Below are 14,572 nucleotides of genomic sequence, written 5' to 3' on the forward strand. Positions count from 1 at the left end.
CTGTGACCGAGCCTGCACGCTTCACACGCCACACACGCTTCACTCGCCACACACGCCACATCGAAACGGAGACATCATGAGCGCACTCACCCTGTCGGACACCTCCACCTGGCTGCCGCTCGACGGCCTCGCTCCCGGGTTCGACGCCAACAAGGCAGAACTCAGCGGCGACCTCGACGGCCGCACCGTGACGCTCGTCGACGAGCGCGGCACGCGGATCGTGCACCGGTTCGGGGCGGAAAGCGTCGAGTGGGAGTACCAGCCGGGAGCGACGGATGCGATCCCCGCGTCGTCCGGCACCGACCCGTACGAGGCGTTCGAGGTCGACGGCGGACTGTACTTCGCGCAGTTCCACCACCAGCACAAGCCGGACGAGGCCGTGTCGCTCGTCATCGACCTGACCAACGGCCGCGCGCTGTCGATCATCCAGGGCATCGGCGACCAGTTCCCCGGCACCACCGCCGTGCGCCAGCTTTTCGTCCCGTCCCTGATCGACGGGATCGAGACGGCCGGTGCCGAGCCGGCCCCGACCACCGCGCTGATCGGCCGCCGCGTGATGTGGGTGTACAGCAGCCAGCACGCGTACGAGCACGTCTACCTGAGCCCGCAGTGGTACACCTGGCAGTGCCTCGCCGGACCGGAGAAGGGTCTGGCCGACACCGACGAGAACTCGGTTTGGGAGATTCGCCCCGGCATCTACGTGTTCACCTGGCGCGAGAAGGTCATCCCGTGCGCGTCTGTGACCATCGCCGACCACCGCAATGTGCGCTCGATCCGCTCGCACGGCGTGCTCTTCGGGCTCGACGAGTCCGGAACCGTGCCGACGCACTTCACCTTCGGGGCGTACGGGCGGCTGCTGAGCAACACCGTGCATCCCGAGCCGTACGACCCGGCGGTCGGCACGACGGAGGGTGCTGAGGCGCACACTGCTGCTGCTTCTCCTGACGACGACGCTGCGGGCGCGACGCGATGAGCAGCGTCGACGGGGCAGCCGACTTTCTCGTCACGAACGCCGCCGTGTACACGGTAGACGGCGAGCGGTCACGCGCTGACGCCTTCGCCGTGCGCGACGGCCGGATCGTCGCTGTCGGGACGGAGGACGACCTCGCCGCAGTGCGCGGCGCGGAGACCGCCGTGCTCGACCTCGCCGGAGCGTTCGTGATGCCTGGCCTCGTCGACGTGCACAATCACCACTCCCACGCCGGGCGGGCCGCACTGTTCGAGCTGACCTTCTCGAACACGGCGGGCTACGACGAGATCCTCGCCGCGGTGCGTGCGTATGCGGCGACGAAGGGTCCCGACGAGTGGATCGTCGGCAGTAGCTGGGGCACGGGACTCCTCGACCTGCTCGGGCACGCCCAGGCGCGGCGCGGGCTCGACGAAGCAGCAGGGGGTCGTCCCGTGCTCCTCACCGACGACAGCCACCACAACCGCTGGGCGAACTCGCGGGCGCTCGAACTGGCCGGGATCGACGCATCCACGCCCGACCCTGAGCGCGGCGTCATCGTGCGCGATCCGGAGACCGGCGAGCCGAGCGGGGTGCTGCTCGAAGCGGCCGGCCTGCTCGTGGAGGACGTCGCCCGGCCCGCCGTCACGCTGACCGCCGCGCAGCAGGAGCAGTCGTCGGCGCACGCCATCGAGATCGTGCACTCGTACGGGATCACGGCATTCCAGGATGCGGCGATCTCCCTGGATCAGATGCGGGCGCTGAAAGCCCTCGACGACCGCGGCGAGCTGCGGGCGTGGGTCGTGTCGTCGATGACCGTCAACGACCAGATCTTCGGATACGCCGAGCTCGGGGATGCGCTGATCGCGCACCGCGGGGAACTCACCGGCGAACACCACCGACCGGACTTCATCAAGATCTTCCTCGACGGGACGCCGCCCGCGCACAGCGGCGCCTTCCTCGAGCCGTACCTGCCGTCCGACGCGCACGGCGCGCATTTCCACGGCACCACCACGATGCCCGCCGACGAGCTGCTCGACTGGCTGCGCCGCACCGCAGCGCAGGGCATCTCCGCCAAGATCCACTGCTCTGGCGACGCCGCCGTGCGAATGGTCCTGGATGCGGTCGAGACCGTTCGGGCGGAGGGCCACACCGCCCCGCTCTACCAGATCGCGCACGGGCAGTTCATCGCCGAGAGCGATCTGCCCCGGTTCGCGCAGCTCGGGGTGTCCGCCGACATCTCGCCGTTCCTGTGGTTCCCCGGCGTCATCGCGGACGCGCTCAGCACCGTGCGCCCCGCCGACGAGGTCGCTGGGCTGCAGCCGAACCGCGCCCTGATCGACTCCGGTGCGCTCGTCGCCGGCGGCTCCGACTGGCCGGTGAGCGAGACGCCGAACGCCTGGGAGGGCATCGAAGGGCTCGTGACGCGCGCCGACCCGTCCGGTCAGCGCGATGGCGTGCTCGGCCTCGAACAGGCCATCACGCTCGCGGAGGCGATTGAGGTGTTCACGGTGAACGGCGCGACGGCGATGGGCCTCGGCGCCGTCACCGGTTCGATCGAGCCCGGCAAGTCCGCCGACTTCGTCGTGCTCGACCGGGATCCGTTCGCGATTCCGGCCGACGAGCTGCACCTGGTCGCCGTCGAGCAGACGTATTTCGCGGGTGAGCAGGTCTTCTCACGCGACTGACGGCGGCTTCCGCGGTGTGGGAGGGCGGTTACCCTACACTTGTTGACAACGCTGCTGTTCGTGCCGACGACGCCATCGGGGCCGAGTCCCAGCGCGTTTTCGAGGGGAGCCGAATGCCCAAGGTGATCGACCACGATCAGCGCCGTTCCGACATCATCGATGTGACGTGGGCGCTGATCGTCAAAGGCGGCCTCGAAGCGGCGACAATGCGGGAGATCGCCAGCGAGGCCGGTTTCGCCAACGGCGCGCTGAAGCACTACTTCCCCGGCAAGGACGAGATCATCCAGGGCACGTACGACCGCGCCCTCGGCATGATGAGTCAGGGTGTCGCGTCCGCCGTCGGCGACGCCACAGGCCTCTCCGCCCTGCGCGCGATCGTCTACGCGTCCGCACCGCTCACCGAGGAGGCCATCGTCGCAGGCCGCGTCCTTCTGAGCTTCTGGGAGCGGGCCATGTCGAACGACGACCTGCACCAGGCGTACCTCTCCCACCTCACCAGTTGGCGCGGCGGCCTGCGCACCTACATCGAGCAGGGCAGGGCTGACGGCGACATCGTCACCCCGACCCCCGACGAGCAACTGGTCGACGAAATCGTCCTCATCAACGTCGGAGCGAACGTGATGAGCCTGATCGCCCCACACCTGTCGACGCCCGCCCTGCTGGAGGCCCAGCTCGACGCCTTCTTCGACCGGATCACGACCGCCTGACGCCCGTGGCGCTGGCGTCGGCGCGACGTCGGGGCGGCGCTGGCGTCGGCGCGACGTCGGCGCGGCGTCGGCGCTGGCGTCGGCGCGACGTCGGCGCGGGCGCGGGCGTCGGCATCGGCGCGGGCGTCGGCAACGGCGCGAGCGTCGGCATCGGCATCGACGCGGGCGTCGGCTTCGACGCGGGCACCGGCATCGGTATCGGCGCGACGCGTCAGGCGACACACCCGGTTAGCTGAGCGACTACCCGGCGTCCATGTAGCGCCGCGCGTCCGCAGAGCGCGCGAACTCGGCGTGCAGCGCGGTCTGCGCGAGCGCCGACAGGAGGGTGAAGCCGCCGAGTCCCTCCCAGCCGCCCGTCCACGTCAGCGTTCGCGCGATCTGCCACACCGTGGGCTCGTCGCCGGCTTCCAGCCGCGCCACCACTTCCCGCGTTCGTCGCAGGTGGTGTCGCGACAGTTCGCCGCAGCGCTCAGCCAGCGCGCTGAACACCCACTCGTGGCCAGGGGCCACGGTCCGGCCGCCGAGAGCGGCGACGCGTTCGAGCGATTCGAGGTAGTCGGCGATCGGGTTCCTCGTGAACCCGGAGCCGAGCCCGATGCCGGGGTTGACCGTGGGCAGCACGTGGTCCCCGGTGAAGAACATCCCGTTATCTTCGTCGTCGAGGCACATGTGTCCGGCCGTGTGCCCTGGCGTCCCAAGCACACGGATGCTGCGTCCTGGGATCGCGAGCAGGTCGCCGTCCGCGACGCTGACGATCCGCTCGGCGGCCCCGTCCGGCACCGCGGCCGACACAGCGGGTCTCGCCGCCGCCTCGAACAGTTCGGGCCGGCGGTCCTCCGGGACACCCCAGCCGTCGAGCCGCGCGGCAGGGTCCGGCGCGGCCGCGCGGGGCGCGAGCAACGCATCCCGTTCGCGCTCGTGCAGCAGGATCGGCGCCCCAGAGGCAGCGCTCAGCTCGAACGCCAGGCCGAGGTGGTCGGGGTGCAGGTGGGTCACGACGATCGAGGCGACCGTGTGCATCCCGTGGCCGATGTCTCGCAACGCTCCGCTGAGCACCGCGAGACTGCCCGCGCCCGCCGTGCCGGGGTCGACCACGTGGATGCGCCGGCTCGCGTCCTCGACGAGGTAGCACAGGCTGTACGGCAGGCCGCCCGGTGCCATCGGCACGCGGACCGCGTGCACGCCCGCGCCCACGTTATGCGCCTCCGTCTCCGTCACCCCGCCAGGCTACCGGCCGCGCCCGCGCGGCCCGCACGGCTCGTGAGAAAAGCGCGGTGCGTAGTCGCGGCACCGCTCATTCCGCACGAATCGCGCGACCCTGGCACGACCCACGGTGCCGACGCGCACGACTCGTGCGAAACGTGCGGTGCACGTCGGCACGACCGCACCTCGCGCACGAGTCGCGCATCCGGATGCGGGCACACGACTCGTGCGAAACGTGCGGTGCACGACCACATGACCCCACGCCGCACACGTGCATCCCGATGCGGGCACACGACTCGCGCGAAACGTGCGGTGCACGTCGGCGCGGCCGCACGTTTCACACGAGTCGTGCGTCGGGACGCGGGCGCGCGGCGGTCAGGCGGCGTCGGCGATCAGGATGCGCGGGCTGCCCGGGAGAGCGACCGTGCCGCGCGGCGTCCAGCCTGCCGCCGCGAGCCACTCGCGCACCACGGACTCCGGGTAGACCACCGTTCCGTCGATGTTGTAGTACTCGCCAGCGTGCAGGGCGTCGATCTTGCGCTGCTCCTGGTCGTCGTCGAGGAAGAAGTCGAGCACCACCAGTGTGGCGCCGGGGGCCGCTGCGGCGCGGGCGTGCTGGAAGATCGCGCGGTTCTCCGCGTCGCCGAACCGGTGGATGACGTGGTTGACGAGCACGAGGTCGTGCTCCCCTCCCGGCTCAGCGGTCGCCGTCTCTGCGCCCTCGACCACCGAGCGGTCTGCGAGCCCCGCCGCTTCGACCGCGGCCTGCACCGACGGGACCGACTGCTGGTCGAACACGAAGCGCGTGCGCAGGTCGGGGTTGGCGCGCATCGCCTGCGCGGCGAACGCCGGGCTGAGGCCGCCGAGGTCGAGGGCGTTGCGGTACGGCGCGAAGTCGAAGTGGCGCACGAGCATCGCCGCGTGCAGTTCGTTGTACGTCATGACGCCGTCGAGGAACGCTCCCCATCCCGCGTCATCGAGGTCGAGGGTGCCCGCGTCGTTGGTGTCGACCGTCGAGTCGTAGCCGAGCCACTGGGGGTAGCTCGTCGCGTTGAGGAACGCGAGGAACGGGGCGAGGTCGAGCTCCGCGCGGTCGCCGGTGAGGTAGGCGGCGGCGTCCTGGGTGAGCTCGTAGCGTCCATCGGTCCTGGTGAGGAGGCGCTGTGACGTCATGCTGTCCGCGAGCACTCGGATCTGCTGCTCGGAGACGCCGGTCGCCGCGGCGAGCCCAGCCACGTCGAGCGGGCCGTCGGCGAGGGCGGAGAACAGGCCGACGCGGCTGGCGGCGAAGAGCTGCTTGGCGCCCATGAAACCGATGGCGATGTCCACGATCGCTTCGGGCGTTGCTGCACGGGTTGAGGTCACTTGTCACGCTCTTTCTGTCGTGGCGCCGCCGCTGGACTTCGATCGAGCTGGCCTCCGGACGGCGATGTCTGAGTGGAGATGAGCCGACTCTACAGATGTTGACGTTTATTTTCTACTAGCATAGAAAAACAGATAGTCGTCGAAGGAGACCAACATGCCCACCCCGCCCCTCAGCATCCAGACCACCGTCGCGCCGAGCGCCACCCGGCCACCCGTGGTGCTGTTGCACGGCTTCGCCTCGAACGGCCACGACGACTTCGCCGCGACACACTGGCCCCAGACCCTCGCCGACGCCGGACGCACCACCCACATCGTCAACCTCCCCGGCCACGGCGACTCCCCCGCGGTCGCCACGCCGGACTCCGCCACCACGACAGCGGTCGTCTCCGCGCTCGTCGCCACCATCGACGCGCTGGGGGTCGAACAGGTGGATGTGGTCGCATACTCGCTCGGCGCACGCCTCGCCTGGGAGCTGCCCACCGCATCCGGCGGTCGAGTGCGGCGGATGGTGCTCGGCGGCCTCAGCCCGTTCGAGCCGTTTGCGGCAGTGGATGTGGATGCGCTGCGCCGGGTGACCGGGGCGGGGGCGGGAGATGCAGATGGAGCGGCTGCGGGTGACGCGAGCAGCGCGGCGGCGGGAGGGAAGAGCGCGGAGGGCGCGCGAGCAGGCGTGGACGCGGCACAGAGCGACGTGGACAACGCGGGGGCAGACGCCGCGGTACCCAGTGACGCCGCAGTACCCAGTGACGCCGCTGGCCCCGGCCACGCGGACAACCCGGGAGCAGCCGCCGCGACCGTCGATCCGCTGACGGGGATGATGGCGGCCATGGTGTCGGCGCCTGGCAGAGATACGGCGTCGCTGATCGCGCTGATCGCCGGGCTCGGCTCCGAACCGTTCGCACCCCAGAACGGCGCGCCGGACGTGCCGACGCTGTTCGTGGCCGGTTCGGAGGATCCGATGGCCGGCGGCATTGAGGAGCTCGTGGCCGCGGTGCCGGGAGCGACTATCGTGCGCGTGCCTGGCGACCACCGAGGCGCACTGGACAGCAGCGCGTTCCGGAAGGCGGCGCTGGCCTTTCTGGCCGAGTGACGTGCGGCGCCGTTCCTCGAACATCACGAACGGCGCCGCGCCACCGACAACCCACGCCACGAGCTACCGCATCACTGCCCACCCAACGGTGGGCGCACGCAAGCCACGAGCATCGGCATCATCACTCACCCACGCGATGGGCCCACCCGCCCGCGACCCCATCCCGCCACGTCCCCATCCCGATCACACATCCCATCCCGATCACACACCCCACGTACCGTCCGCGTTCACCTCGCGGTCCAGCCACAGTTCCGCCGTCGCCGCGCGAAGCGCATCCGGGCCCACCCGGTCGAGCAGGGCGAGTGCGCCGAGGTTGTCTTCGAGCTGTTCCGCGCGGCTGACGCCGAAGAGCACGTTGGCGGTCGCAGGATGCGCGAGCACGAACGCGAGGCCGAGCTGTGTCGGGGTCGCGCCGAAGTCGTCCGCGATCTGCCGCACGCGCGGGTACGCCGCCACGATCCGCTCCCGGATGCCGCCGACGTCCGCGCCGATCTTGCGGGAGGGCGCCAGCTTTCCGGCGAGGATCCCGCCCTCGAACACGTCCGACGCCTGAAGGGCGAGTTCGCCGGAGCGGAACAGGTCGCCGTAGTACGAGCCCTCCGCCATCGTGCGGCGGACGAGCCCGTACTTGAGCTGCGCGAAGGTCGGCGGGGTCAGCCCGTTCTCCCGCGCACAGGCGATGGCGAGGCGCACGTCGTCGATCGCCCAGTTGTTGACGCCCCAAGCGTCGAAGCGTCCGGCCGCGATCTCGGCGGCGACGTCGGTGACGATGGCGCGCACATCCACCTCGCCGAAGTAGTCGCCGACGACCACCAGGTCGGCCTTCTCGACTCCGATGCGGTCGAGCGAGGTGCGCATCTGGTCGGCGAACGATGCCTGCGGGTACTCCCACAGCCAGAGTTTGCCGCAGAGGAGGTAGTCGTCTCTGCTGACACCGGATGCGCGGACGGCCTCCCCGAAGATCAGGTCGGTCTTCGCGTTCTCCGCGTGCGGCCCCATGTTGTAGTGCGCGACGTCGAAGAACGCCGCACCGACCTCGTGCGCACGCCGGATGAGGGAGACCGCGTCGTCGAACCCCATCCTGTCCCAGGTGTTCCACGACCCGAGCGCGAAGACGGGCACATCGGGGCCGCTTGGGCCGAGCGTGCGGGTGGGGACGGTTCCGGTGAATGACACGACTGGCCTCCTGAAGCAGCTTCGCTTTTTTCTACGTTTGTATAATATAACTGCATTCGGCGCCATGACGTGGTGGCGCGAAGCCTGAGAAGGAGAGATCCGTGACCGAAACCCGCACTGTGCTCATCACCGGTGGAGGCGGCGGCATCGGCCGCGGCGTCGCCGAAGCGTTCATCGAGAACGGCGACCGCGTCGTCCTCGCCGACGTCGACGCCGACACCGTCGCCCGCGTCGCGAGCGAGATCGGCGCATCCGCCATCGCCCTCGACATCACCGACGAGAGCGCCGTCGCGGCGGCGGTCGAGGAGATAGCCGCCGACCACGGGCCGATCGAGGTGCTCGTCAACAACGCGGGCATCCTGTCGGTGCACGGACGCCTCACCGACCTCAGCGTCGCCTCGTACGACGCCATCGTGCGCGTCAATATCCTCGGCACGTTCTCGGTCACTCAGGCGGTCGCCCGCCACATGACGGCGGCCGGGACCCGCGGCGCGATCGTCAACATCTCCTCCATCGGCGGCCGCCAGCCGACGCCGGGGATGGGCGCATACGAATCCAGCAAGGCCGCGGTCGACTCGATCACGCGCTGGGCGGCCATCGAACTCGCGGCGGTGGGCATCCGGGTCAACGCGGTGGCGCCAGGGCCGGTGCTCACGCCGATGCTGCAGCTCGGGATGCCGGAAGGGTCGCCGGAGCGCGCGGCCTGGGCGGCGCGCATCCCCCTCGGGAAGCTGGCCGAGGTGGACGACATCGCCCCCGCCGTGCTGTTCCTGGCCGGGCCCGGCGCGGCGCACATCACCGGGACGAGCCTCGCGGTGGATGGGGGGCAGTTGCTGGTGTGACGACGCGGGGCGCGCTCCGGCCGGGGCGGCCCGGCGGACGACGCGCGCGGCGCATCCCCGTTCGGAAGGAGAACCGGGGCGACACGCCGCGCGCGACTCCGTTCGAAAGGAGCCTCATCACGATGCCGACGAATTCTCCTTCCGAACGGAGACTGCCGGGCGGCAGTTTCGTCTCCGTTCGGAAGGAGGCGGCGAGACCGCGACCACCGATCACCGTTCGGAAGGAGACCTGGACGGCGCGGCGGCGCGGGGCTCCGTTCGGAAGGAGGCCCGGGCGGCGTAGCGACTCGAACTCAGTTCGGAAGGAGACCTGCGCGGCGAAGCGACTCGAACTCAGTTCGGAAGGAGACCTGCGCGGCGAAGCGACTCGAACTCAGTTCGGAAGGAGACCTGCGCGGCGAAGCGACTCGAACTCCGTTCGGAAGGAGACCTGCGCGGCGTGGCGACTCGGGGCTCCGTTCGGAAGGAGAACTGCGCGGCGCGGCGGTGCGGCGGCGCAGCGCGTCAGCGCGTGTATACCGGCACGCGCTCGTAGACGATCTCGCCGTCGACGACCGTCAGGTCGACACCCACGCTCGGCAGCTCCGCGGCCGGAAGGTGCAGCGGGTCCGCCTCGAGCACGCAGAGGTCGGCGACCTTGCGGGGTTCGAGGGTGCCCTTCCACGGGTCGGCGCCGTCCTGGCGGGCGGGGGCGACCGTGTAGCCGCGGAGGAGGGCGCGCATCCGATCGGCCTCCGCTGCCGGGCCGCTGGCCGGTGCGCCGAGCCACGCGTCGGCGTCGGCGATGCCCTGACGCCAGTCGGGGGCGAGGATGGGGGCGTCCGAACTGAGCGACACGGAGACGCCGGCGCGGGCGGCGGCGGCGATCGGCCACGCGGAGGCGGCGACCTCGTCGCCCAGGACCGCCGCCAGCCAGGAAGCCGTCGTGACCGCGATGCCCGGCTGCACGTTCAGGCCCATGCCGATGGCGGCCATCCTGGCGAGAGCCGCCTGGGTCACCAGGTCGCCGTGGATGATGTAGTGCCGCAGCTCCATCCTGCTGTCGCGCATGGCGTCCTCGACCGCCGAGACGGCCGTGTCGATCGTGCGGTCGCCTGTGGCGTGGATGCCCACCTGGTAGCCGAGGCGGTTGGCCTCGACGATCATCCTGCGGAGGTTCTCTGCTCGCTCGTCCGCGTCAAGACCATCCACGAGGAGGCCGCCGGAGGTGCCGTCCGGGTAGCGATGACGCGTCCACGCCTGGTGCATGGGCGGGATGCCGTCGGCGAAGAGTTTGACGCCGGCGACCCGCAGCCACGCCGGACGGGTGGTCTCGCGGTCGAGAGAGCGCAGCCCGGCGGTCACCTCGCGGAGGGTGCTCGGCCCGTCGAGCACGCCGAACAGCGCGAGCACGTTCACCCTCCCGGTGAGGCGGCGCTCGGCTTCGAGCTCGACGTACGCCTCGAAGACGTCCTGGGCGAAACACCCCGTCGGCCCCGCGTCCTCGCCCGGCCCGATGCCCGGCTCGGTGTAGCTGGTGATGCCGAGGGAAGCGATCAGCTCACCCGCACGAAGGATCGCCGCACGGCGCTCGGCGCGGGTGGTGAGGAGGGGTGCGGAGTGGGAGGTGTCGTGCGGGTCGGCGTCGACAGGGGGATGCGCGCGGTCAGCGGGATGCGCGTGGTCAGCGGGATGCGCGCGGTCGGCAGCGGGATGCGCGCGGTCGGCAGCGCCCGCGGAACCCGCGGCAACGGAGGAATCCGGCGAGCCCGCAGAACTCCCCGACCCCGCACCAGCAGAGCCACCGGTCTCCCCTCCGCCACCTCCAACCCCCATCGCCCCGAACACCGTCTCCGGCCAGATCGCCCCGAGCCACGTCGCATGCAGGTGGGAGTCGTTGATCCCGGGGATCACCGCGCGCCCGTCGAGTTCGATCACCCGGGTGCGGCGGCCGATGGATGCGGTCACTTCTGCGTCGCTTCCGACGCGCAGCACGCGGCCGTGGCGGATGGCGATGGCTGTGCCCGTGGTGTCGTCCTCGTCGAGGGTGTGCACGGTCCCGCCGCGCAGAACGAGGTCTGCGCTGGGGTCTGGGGTGTCGCGTCGCTGCACTTCTCCTCCTCGAGAGGCTCGCTATTTTGGTCAACGTATGTAGAATAACCCACATCGACGACCGGATGCGCAGTGAGGCCACCGGATTCCGTCGAACGGAACGGAGACTTCGATGGCGAATCCAGGCACCACCACCGCACCGGCGGACACGGCACGCGCCCCCATCCCGCGCAGCACCCGCGCCGCCGTCCTCACAGCGCACGGCGAACCGCTCACCGTGCAGGACGTGCCGCTGCCGGACGCGCTCGAACCGGGCGCGGCGCTCGTGCGCATCCACTGTGCGACGCTGTGCGGCACCGACATCGAGATCTGGTCGGGGAAGATGACTTTCCCCGGGATGCTGCCGATGATCCTCGGGCACGAGATGGTGGGCGAGATCGTCGCCGCGGGCATCGGCACCAGGGATGCGCTCGGTCGCGCGCTCAGCGTCGGCGACCGCATCGGCTGGTCGGAGTCCACCTGCGGTGAGTGCTTCGGCTGCACCGTCCTGCGCGAGCCGGTCGCCTGCTCGAAGCGCGGCTACGGCTTCCTGCAGCGCTCCGACGTTCCGCCGTTCGCGACCGCGGGCCTCGCGGACTACGCGTACGTCACTCCCGGCGCCGCCAAGCTGCTGATCCCGGACGAGGTGCACGACACCTGGGCGTCGATGGCGGGATGCGCGGCCAAGACCGTGCTGCGGGCCTTCCACCGGGCGGGCGGCGTCCGCGCTGGGTCCCGGGTCGTCGTGCAGGGCTCCGGCGCTCTCGGCATTTTCGCGACGGCGGTCGCGCACCTCTCCGGCGCAGGCACCGTGATCACGGTCGGCGCACCGGCCGACCGGCTCGCCGTGGCGAAGCGTTTCGGAGCCGATCACGTCGTCGACATCGCCGGAGGCTCCGAGGCGACGGTGCAGCGTGTGCTCGACCTGACGGACGGCCAGGGCGCCGACCTCGTGCTCGACCTCGCCGGTGCTCCGAGCGTGGGTCCGGAGGCGGTCGCGATGGCCGCGCAGCGCGGAACCTTCGTGGTCGTCGGCAGCACGGGACCGACCGGCGATCCCGTGTCGCTCAGCACGATCATGGGCAAGGAGCTGACCGTCGTCGGCTCGCTCAACGGCGACATCTCCGACTACTACCGCGCCATCGAGTTCTTCCGCAGCTTCGGCGACAGGCTGCCGTGGGACGAGCTGTTCAGCGCGCCCGTCGGCCTGACCGAGGCGTCGCAGAAAGTGGCGACGATGGCCGCGCTCGGCGAGATCAAAGCGGTCATCGACCCGCGCATCGGCTGACCAGTGGATGCGCACGCAGTGGATGCGCAACCAGTGGATGCGCAACCCGTGGATGCACGCATCAGCAGTGAACCCCACCAAGGAGACACCATGACCACCAGCACCAGCACCAGCACCAGCACCACGCCCATCCTCCGCCGCCCGATCGGCGCCTCGGGCATCGACGCCTCCGTGCTGTCCCTCGGCTCGTGGCACACCTACGACAGGATGGACTTCGCCGACGCGGTGGACATGGTGTCGTTCGCGGTCGAGAGCGGTGTGAACCTGTTCGACGTCGGCGTGTACGGGTTCCGCGGGATGCAGCCTCCCGGGTTCACCGACGTGCTGTTCTCCGCGATCGTGCGGGCGGCGCGCATCCAGCGGGAGGACTACCTGCTGTCGGAGAAGCTGTGGCTGGAGGGGTTCGGGGACGACGGCTTCCGTCCGCAGCTCGAGCACGCGCTGTTCCGGGTGGGCAGCGAGCACGCCGACCTGGTGATCCTCGGCGACCTGCGCCGCGACGACCTGGAGCTGCGCGACATCGTCCTCGATCTCGCCGCGCTCGCCGACGCCGGGCTGATCCGCGCGTGGGGGGTCAACAACTGGTCGGCGGCGAACATCCAGTCGCTCATCGACATCGCAGCGGCGGAGGGGGTCGCCGGCCCTCAGATCGCGCAGCTCAAGTACAGCGTCGCGCGCCGCGCCATTCCGGACGGCGAGCCGTTCGCCCGCCTGTTCGCCGACGGGCTGACGATGCAGGCCTCCGATGTGATGGAGGGCGGCATCCTGGCGGGCAATGTCGCGCCCGGCCGAGAGGTCGGCCGCGATCCCGGTGCGATCAGGGAGCGCATCGTCGCGGACGTCCCCGCCTTCTCCGCCGTCGCCGACGAGCTCGGCACGACGCCGGCGCAGCTCGCCGTCGCCTTCACCCTCACCCACCCGGCCACCACGACCACGCTGTTCGGCGCCAGCAGGCTCGAACAGGTGCAGCAGAACCTGGATGCGGTCGCTCTGGCCGAGCGCGTCGGCGCCGCCGAGCTGCGCGCCATCGTCGAGCCGTTCTGGGCGGACAGGGGCATCGTCGACCCGGAAGGCCCGTGAGCGGGGCCAGCAGGCACGCCAGCACGCTCCCGCGCCGACCAGCACGCAGGCGCAGACCATCCAGCACCGCACACACCCCAGGAGCACCCATGACCATCGCACCAGAGTCCAGCACTGTCACCCGCGTCCCGTTCGATCCGGAGATCGCCCCCGTCCTCGACGCGATGGCGCAGAACCCGCAGCCGGCACTCAGCAGGGACACCCTGCACCTCAGCAGGGACGGCGCAGCCACCCTCTTCCCGAGCGCAGCGGAGGTCATCGGCGACCTGCCCATCGACGCGGTCGACCTCGTCATCCCCGGTCCGGAGGGCGCTCCGGAGCTGGAGATCACCGTCCTCACGCCGCGCGGCCGCGACGCGACCTCGCCGGCGCTGCCCGCGCTCTACAACATCCACGGCGGCGGCATGATCGTCGGCCACCGGAGCTGGGAGACGGCAAGGCTGGTCGAGCTGGTGGCCGAGCTGGGGGTGATCGCGGTGAACGTCGAGTACCGGCTCGCGCCCGAGCATCCCTTCCCCGCAGGCGTCGAGGACTGCTACGCCGGAATCGCCTGGCTGTCCGAGCACGCGGCGGAGCTGGGCGTCGACCCCGAACGGATCGTCGTGATGGGCGGCAGCGCGGGAGGAGGGTTCTCCGCCGCCGTCGCCCTGATGGCGCGCGACCGCCGGGGCCCGGCCATCGCGGGACAGCTCCTGCTCTGCCCGATGATCGACAACACCAACACCACCGTATCGAGCCACCAGTATGCGGGGATCGGCACCTGGACGCGCGAGGCCAACCTGCTCGCCTGGGAGTGCGTGCTCGGCGAGGAGCTCGCGTACAGCGAGGATGCGCCGGAGTACGCCGCCCCGTCCCGCGCCGCCGACCTGAGCGGCCTGCCGCCCGCCTTCGTGGAGGTGGGAGCCGCCGAGCCGTTCCGCGACGAGGACGTGGACTACGCCTCCCGCATCTGGGCGGTCGGCGGGGAGGCGGAGCTGCACGTCTGGTCCGGCGGGTTCCACGGGTTCGACATGTATGCGCCGGGCAGCGAACTGACCAGGGCGGCGCTCGCCTCCCGGTTCTCCTGGCTGCGCCGCATCCTCGGCCGCTGACCGCGCTCGAACCACCACACCGCCAG

Annotated in this window: 13 protein-coding genes; 9 read left to right on the forward strand and 4 right to left on the reverse strand. The window is 70.8% G+C overall.

Annotated features, from left to right (window positions below):
• Positions 1-76: 76 nt before the first annotated feature.
• The 4 genes from ACYVGI_RS11895 to ACYVGI_RS11910 all read left to right on the forward strand — a co-directional run bounded on the left by ACYVGI_RS11895 (position 77) and on the right by ACYVGI_RS11910 (position 3,577).
• A complete protein-coding gene (locus ACYVGI_RS11895; protein ID WP_460632816.1) occupies positions 77-973 on the forward strand; it encodes a molybdenum cofactor biosynthesis F family protein in 897 nt (298 codons plus the stop codon).
• Positions 970-2,634: an amidohydrolase gene (locus tag ACYVGI_RS11900; protein ID WP_460632817.1), complete on the forward strand. Its 1,665-nt coding sequence runs from the start codon at positions 970-972 to the stop codon at positions 2,632-2,634. Before ACYVGI_RS11895 ends, ACYVGI_RS11900 begins: the two co-directional genes overlap by 4 nt.
• A gap of 113 nt (positions 2,635-2,747) precedes the next feature.
• Positions 2,748-3,341 carry a TetR/AcrR family transcriptional regulator gene (locus tag ACYVGI_RS11905; protein WP_460632818.1) on the forward strand — a complete coding sequence of 198 codons (594 nt, stop codon included), beginning with the start codon at positions 2,748-2,750 and terminating at the stop codon, positions 3,339-3,341.
• Between the two features lie 5 nt (positions 3,342-3,346).
• Positions 3,347-3,577, forward strand: a complete 231-nt coding sequence (locus tag ACYVGI_RS11910) for a hypothetical protein (protein ID WP_460632819.1) — start codon at positions 3,347-3,349, stop codon at positions 3,575-3,577.
• A 4-nt stretch (positions 3,578-3,581) separates the two neighbouring features.
• Here the strand turns inward: ACYVGI_RS11910 and ACYVGI_RS11915 are convergent, their stop codons facing one another.
• Both ACYVGI_RS11915 and ACYVGI_RS11920 read right to left on the reverse strand, forming a co-directional pair.
• On the reverse strand, positions 3,582-4,559 hold the full coding sequence (locus ACYVGI_RS11915) for an MBL fold metallo-hydrolase (protein WP_460632820.1): 978 nt from the start codon (positions 4,557-4,559) through the stop codon (positions 3,582-3,584).
• Positions 4,560-4,919: 360 nt separating this feature from the next.
• Entirely contained in the window at positions 4,920-5,909 is a 990-nt protein-coding gene (locus ACYVGI_RS11920) for a methyltransferase family protein (protein ID WP_460632821.1), read from the reverse strand.
• Between the two features lie 154 nt (positions 5,910-6,063).
• Between ACYVGI_RS11920 and ACYVGI_RS11925 the strand changes: the two genes are divergently transcribed.
• Complete coding sequence (locus ACYVGI_RS11925; protein WP_460632822.1) at positions 6,064-6,999, forward strand: alpha/beta fold hydrolase; 936 nt, start codon at positions 6,064-6,066, stop codon at positions 6,997-6,999.
• Between the two features lie 201 nt (positions 7,000-7,200).
• Here the strand turns inward: ACYVGI_RS11925 and ACYVGI_RS11930 are convergent, their stop codons facing one another.
• On the reverse strand, positions 7,201-8,175 hold the full coding sequence (locus tag ACYVGI_RS11930; RefSeq protein WP_460632823.1) for an aldo/keto reductase: 975 nt from the start codon (positions 8,173-8,175) through the stop codon (positions 7,201-7,203).
• A gap of 101 nt (positions 8,176-8,276) precedes the next feature.
• Here ACYVGI_RS11930 and ACYVGI_RS11935 point away from each other — a divergent pair, with 101 nt between their 5' ends.
• The gene (locus tag ACYVGI_RS11935) at positions 8,277-9,017 is read left to right on the forward strand and encodes an SDR family NAD(P)-dependent oxidoreductase (protein WP_460632824.1); all 741 of its coding nucleotides are present in this window, start codon (positions 8,277-8,279) and stop codon (positions 9,015-9,017) included.
• A gap of 504 nt (positions 9,018-9,521) precedes the next feature.
• Here ACYVGI_RS11935 and ACYVGI_RS11940 read toward each other — a convergent pair.
• On the reverse strand, positions 9,522-11,108 hold the full coding sequence (locus ACYVGI_RS11940) for an amidohydrolase (RefSeq protein WP_460632825.1): 1,587 nt from the start codon (positions 11,106-11,108) through the stop codon (positions 9,522-9,524).
• A gap of 112 nt (positions 11,109-11,220) precedes the next feature.
• Between ACYVGI_RS11940 and ACYVGI_RS11945 the strand changes: the two genes are divergently transcribed.
• The 3 genes from ACYVGI_RS11945 (at position 11,221) to ACYVGI_RS11955 (ending at position 14,546) form a co-directional block, all read left to right on the forward strand.
• Positions 11,221-12,375, forward strand: coding sequence for a zinc-binding dehydrogenase (locus tag ACYVGI_RS11945; protein WP_460632826.1), 1,155 nt, complete (start codon positions 11,221-11,223; stop codon positions 12,373-12,375).
• 90 nt (positions 12,376-12,465) lie between these two features.
• Complete coding sequence (locus tag ACYVGI_RS11950) at positions 12,466-13,455, forward strand: aldo/keto reductase (RefSeq protein ID WP_460632827.1); 990 nt, start codon at positions 12,466-12,468, stop codon at positions 13,453-13,455.
• A gap of 89 nt (positions 13,456-13,544) precedes the next feature.
• Positions 13,545-14,546, forward strand: coding sequence for an alpha/beta hydrolase (locus ACYVGI_RS11955; RefSeq protein WP_460632828.1), 1,002 nt, complete (start codon positions 13,545-13,547; stop codon positions 14,544-14,546).
• Positions 14,547-14,572: the final 26 nt, after the last annotated feature.

Source organism: Leifsonia lichenia (assembly GCF_054780215.1).